This window comes from Pseudomonas sp. 22515, from assembly GCF_052044625.1.
Taxonomy (GTDB): domain Bacteria; phylum Pseudomonadota; class Gammaproteobacteria; order Pseudomonadales; family Pseudomonadaceae; genus Aquipseudomonas; species Aquipseudomonas alloputida.
This window is the reverse complement of record NZ_JBQENN010000048.1, coordinates 1-17242: the sequence shown is the minus strand read 5'-3', so window position 1 is coordinate 17242 and position 17242 is coordinate 1. Positions and strand designations below refer to the sequence as shown.

Annotated in this window: 12 protein-coding genes; 6 read left to right on the top strand and 6 right to left on the bottom strand. The window is 63.5% G+C overall.

The genetic code is table 11. The features are described from left to right. Nucleotides 1–316: 316 nt before the first annotated feature. Nucleotides 317–2104 carry a monovalent cation:proton antiporter-2 (CPA2) family protein gene (locus ACTJJN_RS26255; protein ID WP_012054078.1) on the bottom strand — a complete coding sequence of 596 codons (1788 nt, stop codon included), beginning with the start codon at nt 2102–2104 and terminating at the stop codon, nt 317–319. A 198-nt stretch (nt 2105–2302) separates the two neighbouring features. Further along, nucleotides 2303–3289: a GlxA family transcriptional regulator gene (locus tag ACTJJN_RS26250; protein ID WP_014861340.1), complete on the bottom strand. Its 987-nt coding sequence runs from the start codon at nt 3287–3289 to the stop codon at nt 2303–2305. Between the two features lie 180 nt (nt 3290–3469). On the opposite strand from ACTJJN_RS26250, the gene ACTJJN_RS26245 reads away from it, so the two are divergent. Together ACTJJN_RS26245 and ycaC are read left to right on the top strand one after the other, a co-directional pair. Then, nucleotides 3470–3832, top strand: a complete 363-nt coding sequence (locus ACTJJN_RS26245; protein WP_012054076.1) for a helix-turn-helix domain-containing protein — start codon at nt 3470–3472, stop codon at nt 3830–3832. A 73-nt stretch (nt 3833–3905) separates the two neighbouring features. Beyond that, a complete protein-coding gene (gene ycaC / locus ACTJJN_RS26240; protein WP_003253573.1) occupies nt 3906–4532 on the top strand; it encodes an isochorismate family cysteine hydrolase YcaC in 627 nt (208 codons plus the stop codon). Between the two features lie 96 nt (nt 4533–4628). Here the strand turns inward: ycaC and ACTJJN_RS26235 are convergent, their stop codons facing one another. Further along, on the bottom strand, nt 4629–9677 hold the full coding sequence (locus ACTJJN_RS26235) for a trifunctional serine/threonine-protein kinase/ATP-binding protein/sensor histidine kinase (RefSeq protein WP_440781751.1): 5049 nt from the start codon (nt 9675–9677) through the stop codon (nt 4629–4631). A 239-nt stretch (nt 9678–9916) separates the two neighbouring features. Here ACTJJN_RS26235 and ACTJJN_RS26230 point away from each other — a divergent pair, with 239 nt between their 5' ends. Both ACTJJN_RS26230 and ACTJJN_RS26225 read left to right on the top strand, forming a co-directional pair. Continuing rightward, nucleotides 9917–10909 carry a response regulator gene (locus tag ACTJJN_RS26230; RefSeq protein WP_012054074.1) on the top strand — a complete coding sequence of 331 codons (993 nt, stop codon included), beginning with the start codon at nt 9917–9919 and terminating at the stop codon, nt 10907–10909. After that, nucleotides 10906–11274, top strand: coding sequence for a response regulator transcription factor (locus ACTJJN_RS26225; protein ID WP_012054073.1), 369 nt, complete (start codon nt 10906–10908; stop codon nt 11272–11274). Before ACTJJN_RS26230 ends, ACTJJN_RS26225 begins: the two co-directional genes overlap by 4 nt. 67 nt (nt 11275–11341) lie before the next feature. Here the strand turns inward: ACTJJN_RS26225 and ACTJJN_RS26220 are convergent, their stop codons facing one another. Next, nucleotides 11342–12832, bottom strand: coding sequence for a YifB family Mg chelatase-like AAA ATPase (locus tag ACTJJN_RS26220; protein ID WP_088512671.1), 1491 nt, complete (start codon nt 12830–12832; stop codon nt 11342–11344). Nucleotides 12833–13088: 256 nt separating this feature from the next. On the opposite strand from ACTJJN_RS26220, the gene ACTJJN_RS26215 reads away from it, so the two are divergent. Next, nucleotides 13089–15164 carry a DUF4034 domain-containing protein gene (locus ACTJJN_RS26215; protein WP_221101053.1) on the top strand — a complete coding sequence of 692 codons (2076 nt, stop codon included), beginning with the start codon at nt 13089–13091 and terminating at the stop codon, nt 15162–15164. On the opposite strand, the gene ACTJJN_RS26210 is transcribed toward ACTJJN_RS26215, so the two are convergent. Both ACTJJN_RS26210 and ACTJJN_RS26205 read right to left on the bottom strand, forming a co-directional pair. Next, a complete protein-coding gene (locus tag ACTJJN_RS26210) occupies nt 15118–15471 on the bottom strand; it encodes a gamma-glutamylcyclotransferase family protein (RefSeq protein ID WP_012054068.1) in 354 nt (117 codons plus the stop codon). The two genes, ACTJJN_RS26215 and ACTJJN_RS26210, sit on opposite strands and share 47 nt — an antisense overlap. Then, a complete protein-coding gene (locus tag ACTJJN_RS26205) occupies nt 15472–15738 on the bottom strand; it encodes an accessory factor UbiK family protein (protein ID WP_003253640.1) in 267 nt (88 codons plus the stop codon). It abuts the gene before it with no gap. 399 nt (nt 15739–16137) lie between these two features. On the opposite strand from ACTJJN_RS26205, the gene ACTJJN_RS26200 reads away from it, so the two are divergent. Then, nucleotides 16138–17088, top strand: coding sequence for an IS110 family transposase (locus tag ACTJJN_RS26200; RefSeq protein WP_004577666.1), 951 nt, complete (start codon nt 16138–16140; stop codon nt 17086–17088). The last annotated feature ends 154 nt before the right edge of the window (nt 17089–17242 follow it).

The window sequence follows — 17242 nt, the reverse complement described above, 5'->3', positions numbered from 1 at the left end:
AGGACATTGCAGGATGGCCTCCAGGTGCCTGGCGATAGTTTTTGGGCGCCCATGAGATCGAGCGCCGCCCGCGCGGCGCTTCGCGGGTAAACCCGCTCCTACGTTTGTTTCTGGCCAGTCCCTCCTGCGCCAGGCGCGCGCGACCGCCTTGTTTGTACGACGCGATATCGAGGCGTGCGCCAGGGGGCTCGCGTGCGCATCCCATAAGAATAACTGGCCCGAAACAAATGTAGGAGCGGGTTTACCCGCGAAGCGCCGCGCGGGCGGCGCTCGATCTCACAGGCACTACAACCCTCAAGGCATGCGCCAAAAGGCCTCAATCCGCATCCGAATCAAACAACCGCTCCAACTCCACCCGCGCCTCCTTGGCCGTCTGCATCACCTTGGCCCGGTCATCACGCACTTGCCCCTGGGCCTCCAGCACCTCTTCGTCATGCTGGGTAAACCGTGCAATGCGGTCCGCCGCCTGCTCATCGCTCAAGCCCAACCCCACCAGCGCCCGGCGGGTCATTTCCAGGCTGGAATAAAACGTCTCGCGAATCGGCTCGGCGCCCACATCCGCCAGTTTGTGCACATGCTGGCGGTTACGCGCCCGGGCCAGCACCTTCAGGTGAGGGTACAGACGCTTCACCCGTGCGGCGGTATGAATGGCGGCTTCAGGGTCATCAATGGTGATGATGAAATACTCCGCTTCACCCACCTTGGCGGCGTGCAACACCTCCGGGCGCAGCGGGTCGCCGTAGAACACCGGCACCTGTTCGAACATGCGGGTCATCTCGATGGTGTCCACCGAGGTTTCCAGGGCAACGAACGGGATCTTCTGTGCCCGCAGGATGCGCGCGACGATCTGGCCCATGCGGCCCATGCCGACGATCACCACCCGCGGTGTATCCGTCTGGATCTGCTTGTACTGCTCGGGCACTTCACGCGCCGGTTGCGGGCGTTTGAGGGCGCGGGCGCAGCCCAGCATCAGCAGCGGGGTGATGGCCATTGACAGGGTAATGGTCATCAGCAGCAGGTCGTAGGTCTGGGTGTCGAACAGGCCCTGGTCCTTGCCCAGCTTGAACACCACGAAGGCGAACTCGCCACCGGCCGCCAGCACCATGCCCAGGCGCAGGGCGCTGGCGCTGTTCAGGCCGCCGACGCAGCGGCCGACGCCTATCAGCAACAGCAGCTTCACGGCCACCAGCAACAGGGTCAGGCCCAGCACCACCAGTGGCATTTCCAGCAGCAGGCGCAGGTTGGCGCCCATGCCCACGCTGATGAAGAACAGCCCCAGCAGCAGGCCCTTGAAGGGTTCGATCTGCGATTCCAGCTCGTGACGGTATTCCGAGTCGGCCAGCAGCAGGCCGGCGAGGAAAGCGCCAAGGGCCATGGAGATACCCGCTTCTTCCATCAGCCAGGCGGTGCCGATCACCACCAGCAGTGCGGTGGCAGTAGACACTTCCGGCAGGCCGGTGCGGGCCACGGTGCGGAACACCGGGCGCAACAGGTAACGACCGCCGATGATCACCACGGCGATGCTGGCGAATACCTTCAGGCCGTGTTGCAGGCTGTCGCCTTGGCTGGTGTCCGGGCCACTGGCGGCCAGCAGCGGTACCAAGGCGATCAGCGGGATCGCGGCGATGTCCTGGAACAACAGGATGGCGAACGCCAGACGGCCGTGCGGTGCATTGAGCTGCTTGCTCTCGGCCAGGCTCTGCAGGCCAAGGGCGGTGGACGAAAGCGCCAGGCCCAAGCCGAGCACGATGGCTGCTGGCAGCGTCTGGCTGAAGCCGAACAGGGCGATGGCGCCGATGACTGCACCGGTCAGCACCACTTGGGCAGTGCCGACACCAAACACCGACTTGCGCATCAGCCACAAGCGTTTGGGCGACAGTTCCAGGCCGATGATGAACAGCAGCAAGACCACGCCCAGTTCGGAAATGTGCGCCACGCTTTCTGTGTCGCGAATCAGGCCAAGTGCTTGCGGGCCGATGACCACACCGGCGAGCAGGTAGCCGAGCACGGCACCCAGTTGCAGGCGCTTGGCCAGGGGGACGGCGAGGACGGCGGCAAGCAGGAAGATCACCGCGGTTTGTAGAAGGCTGCCTTCGTGTGGCATTGGCTCGTACTCCATGAGCTGCCGGGGCAGCGTTCGAACAGTTTGACGGACAATTCTGAGGGGTGGGGTGGGGTCAGACAATCATCTGACGGGAAGAAACATTGTCCTGTTCAGGGTGACAATCGGTGCCGGCGCTTACTTGGCCTCAAGGCCTGTGCTATCTCTGTGGGAGCGGGCGCGCCCGCGAAGAAGGCAGCGCTAATCCGACTGTTCACCGCCACCAAACTGTGCCCGATACTGCGCCGGCGTCATGCCAATTCGCTCAAAGAATACCTTGCGCATGTGTCGGTCACTGCCAAACCCGCACTGCGCCGCTACCACCTTCATCGGCAGGTCACCGCATTCGAGCAGCTTGCGCGCACGATCGATGCGCGCATTCTGCAGGTACTGCAGCGGCGTAATGCCCACCTCACGCTGAAACGTCCGGGCAAAGTTGCGCCCGCTCATGGCCACCAGTTCGGCCATTTTCTGCACGGTGAACGCCTGCTCGATGTGGTCGACGATATAGGCCTGTACCCGGGCAATCGGCGAGTCATCGCGTGGTACCGCAGCCAGCAACGGCCCGTAGGGTGTCTGCCCGCCCTGACGGTGGCGGGCAACCAGCAGTACCTTGGCCACTTCCAGGGCCAGCGCCTTGCCATGGTCCTCGGCGACCACCGCCAGTGCCAGGTCTATCCCTGCAGTGATACCGCCCGAGGTGATCAGGCAGCGGTCCATCACGTAGATCTGCTCGGTCTCCACCTTGGCTTCGGGAAACGCCTGTGCCAGGCGCTCCACGTAATTCCAGTGGGTGGTGCAGCGATAGCCATTCAGTAACCCGGCCCGCCCCAGCAGGAACACCCCGGTACAGATGGCGCCGAAGCGCTTCGCCTGGCGTACGGCCTTGGGCAGCCAGCGCTCAATCCCTGGCAGGGCGGTGTCATAGGCCCCTGGGCCGCCCGGCACCAGCAACAGGTCGACGGCCTCCGGCAAGTCCTCCAGGCGCTGGTCTGCCACCACCTTCATGCCGCATGAGCCGCGCACCACTGCTTGCCCCTCGGCCAAGGTCAGCAGCCGATATTGTCGTTCTGCAGGCAAGAACCGGTTGGCGATGGCGAATGCATCCATGGGGCCGGTGACATCCAGCAGTAGCACATCGTTGAACAGCACCATGGCCACGGTGCGGTGGGCGGGTTTTTCCTGCATGCCTCTGTCGCCTTGAATGCCGGCCGCAGGTAGCGGCCAGAAGCTGAATACGAAACGCATCTTAAGGTATCGGCAAAACGCCTAGGGCCAGCAGCACACAATTAACAACAATTCAGGTTTGGCTCAGGACTTCGTCATGTGCCGGGGGCGAGACTTTCTGCATTGAACAGGAGAGTCGCCATGTACCCTGGGACGCCCGAAGCGCCGCTGCAAACCCCCGGCGCACTCACGCCCGCGCGGCTGCGCCGGGCCAAGGAGCTGATGTTGCACAGCCCGTTGTCGATCATTGAGATCGCTGCGGTATGCAACCTCACACGCAGCCACTTTTCCCGCGCCTTCAAAGTCAACACCGGTCTTTCGCCGCAGGCCTGGCGCCTGCTGGCGCGCATGGAAAAGGCCAAGCGCTTGCTCGCCACCGAGGCGCCTATCACCCATGTGAGCCTGGAATGCGGCTTTTGTGACCAGGCCCATTTCACCCGCGCTTTCAGCCGCCTGGTCGGCCAGCCACCCAAGGCCTGGCGGCAGGCGCAGGTACTTTCTTAAGCCGAAGCTATCCACCGGTATAACCCCTTGCGGACAGTGCCGGCCCGTTATCCCAACCCAAGGAGTCACCCCCATGAGCCAACCCGATTACAAGCGCCTGAACAAAGACGACGCCGTGGTGCTGCTGGTCGACCACCAGACCGGCCTGATCTCGCTGGTGCAGGATTTTTCGCCCAATGAGTTCAAGAACAACGTGCTGGCTTTGGGCGACCTGGCCAAGTTCTTTGGCCTGCCGACCATCCTCACCACCAGCTTCGAGCAAGGCCCGAATGGCCCGCTGGTGCCCGAGCTGAAAGAAATGTTTCCGGATGCGCCTTACATTGCCCGTCCGGGCCAGATCAACGCCTGGGACAACGAAGACTTCGTAAAGGCAATCAAGGCCACGGGCCGCAAGCAACTGATCATCGCCGGTGTGGTGACCGATGTGTGCGTCGCCTTCCCGACCCTGTCGGCGCTGGCGGAAGGCTTTGAAGTGTTCGTGGTGACCGATGCCTCGGGCACCTTCAACGAAACCGTGCAGCAAGCGGCTTGGGTGCGCATGACCCAGGCGGGTGCGCAGATGATGAACTGGTTCTCGGTGGCCTGCGAACTGCACCGCGACTGGCGCAACGACATCGAAGGGCTGGGTAACCTGCTGTCGCAGCGTATTCCCAACTACCGCAACCTGATGAACAGCTACGCGGCGCTGGCCTCGCGTTGATGTAAACCTGTACTGACCTCTTCGCGGGTAAACCCGCCCCTACAATGGCCGCGCCGACTGTAGGCGCGGGTTTACCCGCGAACAGGCCGGCACAGGCTATGCGTGATGCACAGGCAGACTGAAACGAATCCGGCATCCACCCAACTGCGACACCAGCGCCTGCAGCTGCCCGCCGTGGGCCTGAGCGACCGAACTGCAGATCGCCAAGCCCATCCCCATGCCACCGGTCTTGGTGGTATGAAACGCATCGAATACGCGCTCACGCTCGTCCGCCGCGATCCCCGGCCCGTTGTCGTCCACGCAGATCTCCACCTCGTCCTCGACTACCGCCGACGTAATCTTCAGCACCCCGTCACAGCGATACCCCGCCAACGCTTCCAGGGCATTGGTAATCAGGTTGAACACCAACTGCTGCAACTGCACCGGGTCGGCTGTCACGCACACCCCGGCCTTCAGCTGCGTCTGCACATCCACCTTGCCCTTGGCGGCGTCGGCCGAGGTCAGGCGCACCACCTCGCGGATCAATTCGTCCAGCTTCACCGCCTTGAGTTGCATCGGTGACTGCTTGGCCAGGGACCGCAGCGCCCGCACGATGTTGCCGGCCCGTTCGCTGTCGTTGCGGATGTCTTCCAGGCCGGCAATTGCTTCTTCCAGGTCGGGATTGGGGCGTTTCAACCAGCGTAGGCTGGCTGCGGCATTGGAGGCGATGCCCAGTAGCGGTTGGCTGATCTCGTGGGCGATGGACGCTGACAGCTCATTCATCGCCTGCAAGTGCGCACTGCGCGCCAGTTCCGCACGCGAGCGGCGCAACTCAGCCTCCATCTGTGCGCGGATCTGGTTTTCTTCGGCCAGGCGTGTGTAGAACTTGGCCGTTTGTAGCGACACCGCTGCCTGTGAGGCGAGGATTTCCAGCATGGCCAGGCGCTGACCGCCGAACAGGTTGGGCACAAGGCGGTTTTCCAGGTACACCAGGCCGATCAGCACGCCTTGGATCACCAGCGGAAGGCACAGCACCGAGCGGGCGTTGCGCGCCTGCAGCTGTTGGCGGAAGGCCTCCGGGCACTCACTGAGGGCATCATTGAGCACCAGCGGTTTGCGGGTGCGCATGGTGGTGTTGATGACTGACAGCGGTGCCTGGGTCATGAACTTCTGGCAGTTGTCCATGCTCACGTGCAGCCCGGCATCGTCGATGTAGGCCAGGGCGGCCATCTGGAATTCGGCGCCGCTTACAATCAGCAGCGCGCCATGGTCGGCGCCGGAGTGCTGGGTCAGGTGGCCCATCAGGGTTTCGATCAGGCCTTCGAGCAGCACTTCCTCGGACAGCGCCCGCGCGGCTTCGATGCCGGCTTCGAGGTCCAGCCTGGCCTGGTGGGTGGCACGGTAGGTCTCCTGAATCGGCTGGGTGCGCAGAAACGGATGCAATGTCTCAAGCTGGTGCACCTTGCCGGTCGCGCCCCAGATATGGAAGCAGTCGCGGGCGATACGCAGGTGCAGGTTGGCGCCGGAGATCAGGCCGCTGGGGATGCACACCTCGGCCAGCTGTTCGTGGGCCAGTGCCTGCTCGTGGATGAAACCGGCAGCGGTGGCGGCGATTTGCGCCTGGTCAAAGCAGCGGATCGCGGCCAGGCCGTCGCCTTCGAGCTTGGCGATGACGCCCTCGATCAGCAACTGCTTGCTGCGGAAGGTGGCCGGGTTGAAGCCGGCCCAGCGGCTGAAGCGCTCGCGCAGGGCCTGCAACTGGCGCAGCTTGTCGGCAAGACTGCCCGGGGCCTCGGGGCTGCCCAGGGCCAGGCCGCGGAACAGATGATAGTCAGCCAGGTTGATGTGCGCCGGTGCCGCCCAGCTGTTGTCACCGGCCAATGCCAGGTCGCGCATGGCCTTCGGGATATTGCCCATGTAGAAGGCGCACATGGCGGCGAACAGGTGCTGGAAGAACCGCGTGGTGGGAGATCTCGAGGCAGTGGCCGGGGCCGGGCAGGGCATGCCGCTCAGGTTGGCGACGAACGCTTGCTGGGCCAGCAGGATCTGCTCGATATCGCCGTAGCCGTGGCGACGCACAGTGGCCAGGCCTTGCGCCACTTCCTCGACCACGTCCGGCAGGTAGCGGCCCATGAACAGCGAATCTGAAACCAGGTGGTTGCAGGCATAGCAGCTCATCGCCAGGTCACCGCTCAGGTGCGCCGAGTCGACCGCGTCCAGCGCGGTACGTCGGGCGAATTCCATGGGCGAGGTCCAGGCGCTGACCTGGTCCAGGGCCAGCAGCGCGCTGGTCAGATCAGCGTCGAAACCGTGCCGTTCGATCAGCTTGAGCGCGGCCAGGCAACAGGCATGGCCATCATGGTAAGCGCCAAAACGCTCGGCAATCATCACGCCGTACCAGGCCATGCCGTAGGTGCTGCCAGGGGCAACGCCGTGCAGTAGCGACATCTCCATGAGCTTGGCCAGGTGCAGGAAGCTGATGTCGTCCTTCACGAAGAAGGATGATGACAGAGTGGCCAGCAGGCTGATGGCAACCGTCACTTCCTCCGAATCGGTGCGCGGCAGTGACTCCAGGCAATGCCGGTCCTTCTGTTCGATCAACGCCTGCACATGGGCATGACTGGCCTCGACCTGTTGCCAGTCGAGGCCCCGCACCGGGCTGATACCCAGTAAGTCCAGGCCGGCCAGGGCGCTGTCGATGGCCGCCTGATAGTCACCGCGCAAGGTGTACAGCAGTGCCTGCAGCCGGCACGCCCGTGCCTGGTCCAACACCGAGCGAGCACGCTGGCGGCATTCAGTGAGGCGGGCCTCGGCCGCGAGCGTTCGTGACAGTTGCATGTCGCACTCCGTCGCCATGCAGGCGATGGCAAAGCCATGCGTGGCGCGGCTTTCCAGCGTGGCGCTGTGCTGCAGCAACTGTTCGGCAGTGTGCAGGTAGCCAGCGGCCTGCTCGAAGGTGCCGGCGTCGCGTGCGCGTGATGCGGCTTCGCGTAAAAGCTGCAGGAACGCTTCGCAGTCATCCGCTGCAAACCCGCATGGGGTGGCGCGTTGTAGCTGGCTGGCGAGCTCGAACAGCACCTCGTGCATGTGGCCTGGCCAAGCCCGGCGCATGGCCAGGGCGATACGTGCATGCAGCGAGGCGCGCTGGTGCACGGGCGTGAGTGCATAAGCGGCCTCCATCACCCGGTCATGAGTAAAGCCCAGGCCATTCTGGCCCGGTTGCAGGAAGCCGGCGCCAATCAAGGCTTTCAAGGGTTCGACTGGCGGTTGGGCGAGCACTTGCCGAAGCAGGTGTTCATCGCAGTGGCTGCCCGCCGCGCTGACGACCCGCAACAGGTCGCGTTGCGGTGCCGGCAGGCGCTCCAGGCGGTGGACCATCAGGTCGGCGACATTGTCGGAGTAGCAGTGCCGGGCCACGGCCTGCAGGCACCATGACCAGCGCATGGCCTGGGTGTCAAAGATGAACAGCTGGTCTTCGACCATGGCCCTGAGAATCTGGTTGATGAAAAACGGGTTGCCCGCCGTCTTGCCATGCACCCGCTCGGCCAGTTGAAATGCGGCCTCGGGGGCAACATGGAAGCGCTCGCCAATCAGCTCGGCCACCGCTCCAACGGCCAGCGGCCGCAGGTTCAGCGTGGTGCTGCGCACCGCTGCGGGTATGGCCAGCGGTGCACTGGTGGTGGGCGTATCGTTGCACCGGGTGAAAATCAGCAGCAGGTTGGCCGGCGCTTCAGCCAGCAGTTGGGCCAACAGGTGCCGGGTGGCGTCGTCGGCCCATTGCAGGTCGTCGAAGAACAGCACCAGCGGTTGGCCAGGTCGGCTGAAAACCTGCAGGAATTCAATGATCGCGTGCAGCTCCTTCTGCAACACAAGGCGCGTGGGCTTGGCGGGTAATTGGGACAGGGGGCCGAGAATCAGTTGCAGGTCCGGGGCCAGCTTGCCGAGCAGACGACCGTGACCTTTGATACGGCGCTGGATTTCGCGGCGCAGGGTGACGAGGTCCTGACTGTTCTTGGCCAGCAACTGGGTAGTCAGGGCACCGAGTATTTCGATCCAGGGCGTGTAGGGCACTGCTTGGGCGTGGCTGTTGCACGTGCCGACGGCCCAGTAACCTTCGGCGTTGTCCTTGAGAGCTGCTTTGACCAGGCTCGACTTGCCCATGCCAGTAGCGCCGTTGATGACCAGGGCTTGTGGTTTGCTGTCGCGATGCAAGGCCTTGAGCAGCAGGGTGATTGCCTTTTGCTCGGCGCTGCGGCCATACAGGCGTGCGTGGTCGGGCGCTACCGGGTCGGCGCAGCCTGGGGTGAAGGGTGCCATGGTTTTGTGGGCGGCCCACTGCCGCTGGCAGTGAGCCAAGTCCACTGCAAAGGCGCGCGCGCTCTGGTAGCGGGCGTCCGGCTCTTTGGCCAAGGCCTTTGCCAGGACCAGGCTGAGGGGGGGCGGCACCTTGCTGTCCACTTCGCCGGCCGCCCGCGGCTGCACGCCGGCATGCAGCTGTCGCCAGTGCTGGGTGTCGCGCCCGGCCAGCGGCAGCTCGCCTACCAGTAACTGGTAGAGGATTGCCCCCAGGGCATAGATGTCACTGCGCCGGTCGCTGCTGCTACCGTGCGGGCAAACCTGCTCCGGCGCCAGGTAGGCCCAGTTGCCGAGCGGGGTGCCCTGTTCGCTGATCCGCTCTGCCGGGTCGGCGCGAAAGAAGCCCAGGCGCACCCGCTGGTGGGCGCGCAGGCACACATGTTCGGGCTGCAATGTACCGTGCAGCACATTGCGTTCGTGCGCTTGCGCCAACGCATGGGCCGCGTTCACCGCGATGTCGAGAAACGGCTCCAGCGCCGCAGGGCCTTCAGCGATCAGGTCGGCGACTGAGCGCCCGGCCGGGTACACCAGCAAGGGGCCTTCGGCCGAGCGCACGAACGCCGAGGGGATCACCGCCCGCTGCGGGTCCAGTTGCAGGCGGTAGTCACGCTCCAGGCGCTGACAGGCGGAAGGTGCCTCGAGCGGCGCGCGCACGGCGATCCAGGCTTGATGTGAAGCGGGGTCGCGCAGGCGGAAATAGCTGAGCTCACCTTCCTGGCCCAGCGCGCTGATCTCGCACCGCTTCAGCCAGCCCTCGTCGATTGACTGGTCGTAATCGATGGGCCTGTGGGCAAGGCGTTCATCGAGCATAAAGCACCCCCGCTAGCGACATCCTGAGGCGCGAGTATACGCAGCGGGCCCAGCGTGGATGCGGGTTACAGCCTGCTTGGCAGGAACGGGCACGCTGTTGTCCGTTATCGTCCCCTGAGGGCTGGCGGGCTTTTGTATAGTCCTTTGGCCAACCTATCCCTCGGGATAATTGTCTGAACGCGTACGCTGGCCTAGGCTGCCCCGGACAGCGAAAACGCCTGTGCCCGCGCGAGGAAGCCATGATCCGAATAGGCAATGCCCAGGTGTCGCTGGAGCGGCGCGAAGTCTTTGTCGACGGCAAGCCGATCCTGTTGGGTGGGCGCGCTTTCGACGTGCTGGCCACGCTGATCAGGGCCAAGGGCCGCGTGGTCGGCAAGGACGAGTTGTTCAGCCAGGTGTGGTCCGGCACGGTGGTCGAGGACAATAACTTGCAGGTGCAGGTGTCCTTGCTGCGCAAGGCCTTTGGCGACCGTAGCCTGATCCAGACCGTGCCGCGCCGGGGCTATCGCCTGGCCGCGCAGATCAGCCTCGAGGTGCCTGGTCAGGCACTGGGCAGGTCATTGCTGCGCAGCCTGGCCGAGACTGTCGAGCCGCTCGATGAGCGCGTGAATGTGCCGGTGCTGGTGGTGGATGACGACCCGTCGGTGCGCACCGCGTTGGGCCGGCTGTTGCGCTCGCAGGATATCCCGCACCACTTGTTTGCCAGTGCCGAGGCGCTGTTCGAGGCCCACCTGGAAACCCCCTGTGCCTGCCTGCTGCTGGACATGCACTTGCCGGGTACAAGCGGCTTGGAGGTACAGGATGCGCTGTGCCGGCTGGCGCTGCCCTGGCCGATTGTGTTCATGACTGGTTTCGGCACCATCCCGATGACCGTCCAGGCCATGCGCGCCGGCGCGGTGGAGTTTCTGACCAAGCCGTTCGATGAAGACCAGTTGCTGACCCTGCTGCAGGCAGTGCGCGCCCGGGCCGTGGCCGAAGGCCGCAAGTGGCTGCAGGCGCGGCAGGTCGAGGAAAAGTACCAGCGCTTGACTCAGCGTGAGCGCCAGGTCTTCTCGCTGGTGGCAGGCGGCTTGTCGCACAAGCAGATCGCCAGGCAGATCGGCACCAGCGAGGTGACGACCAAGGTTCACAAGAAGAACATCATGAACAAGATGCAGTCCCGCTCGCTGCTGGAGCTTGCGGCCATGCACAACCTCCTCGGAGCGCGGACTGCGAGCCTGGGCGGCGCATGAACAGAGGGGTGTGCATCGTCGACGACGATGCCTCGGTGCGCAAAAGCCTGGCCAACCTGCTGCGCTCGGCGGGGTTCGAGACCTTGTCGTTTTCCGCCGGGCACGCATTCCTGGCCTCGCCACTGGCGGGCGAGGCGGGTTGTGTGTTGCTGGACCTGAAGATGCCGGGGATGAGCGGGCTGGAGGTACAGCGTGAGCTGGCACAGCGGGGGAGGCGCTTGCCGGTGATCTGCATGTCGGCACATTGGGATGATGGCTCGGTACGGGCAGCGATGGGCCTTGGGGCACTGGCCTGCCTGGGCAAGCCGTTTTCTGAAGAGGTGCTGCTGAAGGTGGTTGAAGAGGCTTTGGCTGGCGGTCAGTGAGGTATGGCTGTGCCGGCCTCTTCGCGGGTAAACCCGCGCCTGCAGGGGGCATCACAGCCCTGGCAATCTAACTGCTCCCCGGCCGGTACTGCAGGGCCTCGGCCAGGTGCGTCCGGCCAATCGTCTCGCATCCCTCCAGGTCCGCCAACGTCCGCGCCACCTTCAACAACCGGTGCGCCGCGCGTAGCGACAAGGTCAGCCGCTCGCAGGCCCCTTCCAGCCAGACTTGGTCCGCCGCTACCAACCCACAGTGATGCCTTAAACCTTCAAGGTCGAGAAATGCATTCGCACACCCTTGTCGCCTGTGCTGCAGCTCCCGCGCTTCAGCCACCCTGACGGCGACATCGGCACTGGTTTCACCGCAAGGCTGGTTGTTCAATGTAGTGCTCTCGCGAGCCACGGTCAGGTGCAGGTCGATGCGGTCCAGCAGTGGCCCGGACAGCTTGTTGCGATAGCGCGCGATCTGCTCGGTGCTGCAACGGCAGCGGCCAGTGGGGTCGCCCAGGTAGCCGCAAGGGCAGGGGTTCATCGCCGCCACCAGCTGGAAGCGCGCGGGGAAACGCACTTTGTCGCGGGCACGGGCAATCACGATTTCACCTGACTCCAATGGCTCGCGAAGCACTTCCAGTACGCGCCGCTCAAACTCCGGAAGTTCGTCGAGAAACAACACGCCCTGATGGGCGAGCGTGATTTCACCTGGTTGCGGTCGGCTACCGCCACCGACCAGCGCCGGGCCGGACGCAGAGTGATGGGGGTGGCGAAAGGGGCGCTGTGGCCAGCTGTTCAGCGGCGCTTTCCCGCTGACCGACTGGATTGCCGCCACTTCCAGCGCTTCGTGCTCGTCCAGCGGTGGCAGCAGCCCGGGCAGGCGGCTGGCGAGTAAGGTCTTGCCGGTGCCGGGCGGCCCGGTGAACAACAGGTTGTGCGCCCCGGCCGCAGCCAGCAGCAAGGCACGCTTGGCTGCCAGTTGGCCCTGCACTTCGCTCAGGTCCGGGTAGGGGCGTTGCTGCAGGATCAGGCCGTTGGCTGCGTAGGGCGGCAGCGGCACCTGGCCGTTCAGGTGGGCGACCAACTCCAGCAGGTGGCCCACCGCATACACCACCAACCCGCCGGCCAGGCTGGCTTCCTCGGCATTTTCCCGTGGTACCACCAGCGCCCGGCCTGCTTCGCGTGCCGCCAGTGCTGCAGGCAGCACGCCCTGCACCGGGCGCAATTTTCCCGACAGCGCCAGTTCGCCCAGGCATTCCATATCGACCAGGGTGGCAATCGGCACCTGGCCGTCGGCGGCGAGGATGCCCAGGGCGATGGCCAGGTCATATCGGCCGCCATCCTTGGGCAGGTCGGCGGGGGCGAGGTTCTGGGTAATGCGCCGCTGCGGGTACTTCAGCCCGGAGTTGACGATGGCGCTGCGCACCCGGTCCTTGCTTTCCTTGACTGTGGTTTCCGGCAGGCCGACCAGGGTGAGATGAGGCAGGCCGTTGGTCAGGTGGGTTTCGACGCTGACCGCCGGTGCCTGCACGCCTACCTGGGCGCGGCTGTGGACGAGGGCTAGGGACATGAACACTCCGTTGTTGCTGGAAAATGCCGCTTCCTGCGGCTGGGCAAAGAATAGCCAGTGCTGCCACGGCAGGCGCAACAAGTGTGCGTCGTGGTTTTTCAGGGCAGGGGTTTTCCCTGCGTTTTCATGGGCTTCGGCAAAAATGGATCCAATAGGTTTTGCGCAGTCGTCAGGTATGACTTAGTGTTGTTGGGTAACCGCAGTTGCCATGGGATGGCCCTGCGTCTTCTTTCAAATGGACTTGAGGTATTGCTCCGTGCAAACGCTCGCCCGCACGCGCCAGGTAATCCGCGAACTGGTGCAGGCCAGTGCATTCATTGAACTCAACCGCTTTTTCGACAGGCTCGAGGCTCAGTGGCGTCAGGCCCCGTCCGGCGAGTTCCCGGCCTACCTGGCGGCCATCGAAGGGCACATGCTGCTCGACCAGGAAAACCTGAGTGACAAGGCCCTGAGCCAAGTGCTCAGAGCCTGGATTGACGCGTGCCCCAGGGCTTACCACCCACAAGTGGTAATGGGTATGCACTGCTTCCACCGGGCCTGCCAGGTGCAGGTTGATGGCCCACGCAACGCTGCACGCTTGCTGGCGGTCGCGCAAATTTGTGAATCCGCCACTGCGCACCTGTTGCTTGCAATGGACCGCTCTGCGCACCCCGTGGCAGCGGCCATTGGCATGCTGCGCATCAGTGCGCAGTTCCATGAGCCTGGTTGGTTGCTGCAACTGTTTCAGGGGGAGCCTGCACGCTTCAGGCCCAGTGCCCATGCCGATGTAGAGGTACAGGAAGCTGCAGCGCCGTTGCTGGTGAGGCATGGGCTGTTGCCCGTGGCCGAGCTGCCTCAGTCGCTGCCGCGCTACCTGGGCAAGCGGGTCGACCATGAAAGCGAGGACCCTCGCTATTACTGGCTGCGCCATGCGCTGATCGCCCGCCCCGGCTGCTTCGAAGCGATCCAGGCCCTTGCTGTGTACCTGCTGCCCCGCTGGGGCGGCAGCCTCGATGCGTTCGAGCTGTTGGTCAATGGCCCGTTATGCGCAACCTGGGACGAGCGTTTGCGTAATGCGCTGCATTGGATGGCCGTCGAAGGCCGGCTGATGCTGCCACAAGCTTATCCGTTGCAGGCCGTCGCCGACTGGCAGCACGTGTTCGAAGACTGGTCACAACGCCCGTTGAGGCCCAGGGAACGTGCTGTCGTTCTGGCATGGCGGGGGGCGCTGCGCAGCAGGGCATCCGGCGACCATGCTGGCGCTATGCGCGACTTTGCCGCGAGCTTGGCGTGCAATGCCGATCTCGGCGCCATCCGCGCCATGGGCGTGCCGTTTCGCTGTTTGGCTGAGCTGATACTGCGCAATGGCATGGCAGATGAGAGGCAACTGTTACACAGCGCCATTGAGCGCCTGTGTGACGGCGTTTCACATGCTGCTGCCTGTGCATTACGTGCTGTCGGGCACCGTTTCGGGCTGTGGGCGCTGCCAAGCTCGGCCGAGCAGGCAAGGCTATGGTTGCAACGGGCGGTAAGTCGCCAGTTCGCGGGCCAGGCACCGGGGTTCGAAGTGCTTGAAGTGGCGCGATTGCTGTGGGCAGCCAACCGGCATGAAGTGGCCTGCTACCTGTATGAACGCTGCGCCGAACTGAACCTGCCGGGTGCTGCCCTGGCCTTGTATGAGCTGCACCATGGCGGCCTGGCCAACACCCCGGCGCATTACCTGGATGACGAGGCAGCCGGGTACTGGCTGCAGCGTGCGGTGGAGACGGGCAGCAGGCAGGCCAAATACAACCTGGCCTGCCTGCGCATGGACGGCGATGAGGATTTGAACGAGCGCAGTGCCATGCTGGCGGTCAGACGCCTGCTTGTCGACGCGCTGGGCTACGGGCAGACCAATGCGTGTGCGCGGTTACACCTGGGGATTTTGTTACGCCGGTTTGGTGAGGCGCAGGAGCGAAGTGAGGCGGTTGCTTACCTGCTGAGCCTGGTCGAGCACCCGGACCCGTGGCTTGCAGGGCGTGCCAGCGCCGAACTGGGGCTGGCCTGGATGCAGGGACGTGGCACCCGCAAGCAAAGCCGCTTTGCCGCCATTCAATGGGTCAACCGAGCGGCCAGCTTGCAACCGAGGGATTCGGCCATTGGTGATATCCAGGCCCAGGTCCTCAATTCGCACAGTCGGGTAAAGACGTTGTTTACTCAGTGCGGGGCGGCATTGTTCCGCGGCACACTGCATGCAAGTGAGCTACCACCGAAACAGACCTTTACCCACGCCGAGTCGTTGCGGGTTCAACCCGCATCGGACGGGCTCAGGCGCGCACGTAAACCCAGGCTGTCAGGCCCGATGCAAGGGTGACAGCGACGCGCTTGTAGTCGGCAACTTCATAGCGGTCCGCCGCTGCCAGTTCGTCTTCGCTGATCTGAAAGACCATGCCGGCGACGCTGTCGTTGGCCTGGCTGCTGGGGGAAACGATGGGATGATGGGTCTTGCCGCTGGTCGCCAGTACGTCCGGGTCAGTGATCTCGACCCAGTCCATGCGGTAGCCAGGCATACGGTCGGCCTGGCCGTTCAGCTCACGGCCAAAGTTTGCCAGTTGCACGGCTTTATCCTGCAAGGTGCCGTAGGAAAACAACAGTACCGAGTATGCGCTGGAGGGCTGCATTCATTCATCCTGTGAAGTTGGGTTCAGCCGGGCTTCCAGCTCGGCTACCTGTTTTTCCAAGGCTTCGAGGCGCGCCCGGGTGCGCGCCAGTACGACCATCTGGCTGTCAAATTCATCGCGGCTGACCAGGTCCAGCTTGCTGAAGGCACCTTGCATCAACACTTTGAACTGGCTTTCCAGTTCCGCACGGGGCTGGGCGGCATCGCTGCTGAACAGGCGCGAGGCCTGGTCGCTCAGGGCATCGAGAAGGGCTTTGGGCGCAAGCATGGGGCTGTCCACTGAAACTGAGAAATGGCCGCCAGTGTAGCACGCACAAACCTGGCGCCTGAGTGCACATTGGCCTTTGTAGGAATGGCCTTGCGTGGCGATTGGGCTGCACAGCGGCCCTGGCAATATCGGCATCAAGGCACAAATCGTAGGGCACTTCGCAGCCCCATCGCGACGCAAGGCCGCTTGTGTCTTGATGGGGGATTAGAATCTGGAGTGAGAGCGGTGAATGGCAAGCTGAATGCCGTAGGTGCCTTGAGCACGTGTGGGAGCACAAGCTGCCATTCACCGTTCCACTTTGGCGAGAGCCCGAACAGTTGGATGCGGCTCTGATCTCGAATCACAAGCGTGGGCCAAGCCAAAGTCCTCTCACTGTGTTGAGTTTAGGAGGTTTTGGTGATGGCTTCCTTCTTGGGTATCGATGTTTCCAGTCTCTCCCTTGATGCTGCGGTGCGGCCACAGGGCATCAAAATGCATTTAAGCAATGATCCCACAGGCTTTGAGGCGCTACTGGAGAGCCTTCGCAAGCTCAGTATCAAGCGCGTCCTGTTAGAGGCGACGGGTGGCTACGAGCGAGATGTCATGCGTTTTCTACAGGACGCTGGCTACAAGGTCATACGCGTTAATCCCAGGCGAGCCAGGTCATTCGCTGACTCTCTAGGCATCAAGGCCAAGACTGACGCCATCGACGCCGAGGTTCTGGCGCACTATGCCGAAGTCATTCCAGATCAACCCTCCCTGCGAATCAGCCCCGAACGAGCGCTTCTGCGAGAGTTGCTTCAGCAACGTGATCGGTTGGTTCAACAGCGAGATGACGACCTGCGGCGCCTGAAGCAGGTGCAATCGACTGCAGTTGCTAACTACCTGAATGCCAACCTGAAACACTTCAAAGCGCAGATCAAACTGGTTGAGCGTGAGATCGAACAGCAAACCGCGATGCTGAACGACGAACGGGTTACCCAACTGATTAAAGTGAAAGGCATTGGGATGGTGACAGCGGGCAAGCTAGTAGCGCTGCTGCCGGAGCTGGGTCGGGTTGAATCCAGAGAAATTGCCTCCCTGGTCGGAGTGGCGCCCTTCAACCACGACAGTGGGAAATTCATGGGCAAGCGCTCTATCTCTGGCGGACGATTTGCGGTCAGGCGATCGCTGTACATGGCATGCCTTGTGGCGATGAGATACAACCCAGCACTCAAGGCTCGTTATCAGTCACTGCGGGAGCGCGGAAAACTTCCCAAAGTCGCTATCGTGGCCTGCATGAGAACGTTCATCGTGCGGTTAAATGCCATGCTCAGAACGGGTACATCATGGCTCGATCTAGTGCTACCGCAGCCTGAAAGTACAACGTAAATCCAGAACGCAGCGTGAGCCGCGTGGAAGCGGGCTTGCCCGCGAAGCCAACACCGTGGTGGATGGCACGGGCTTCGCCCGTGTTCGCGGGCAAGCCCGCTCCCACAGGGAAGGCGCCAGCTTTTAGAAATTGAGCAAGACAGTTGCTCCCACA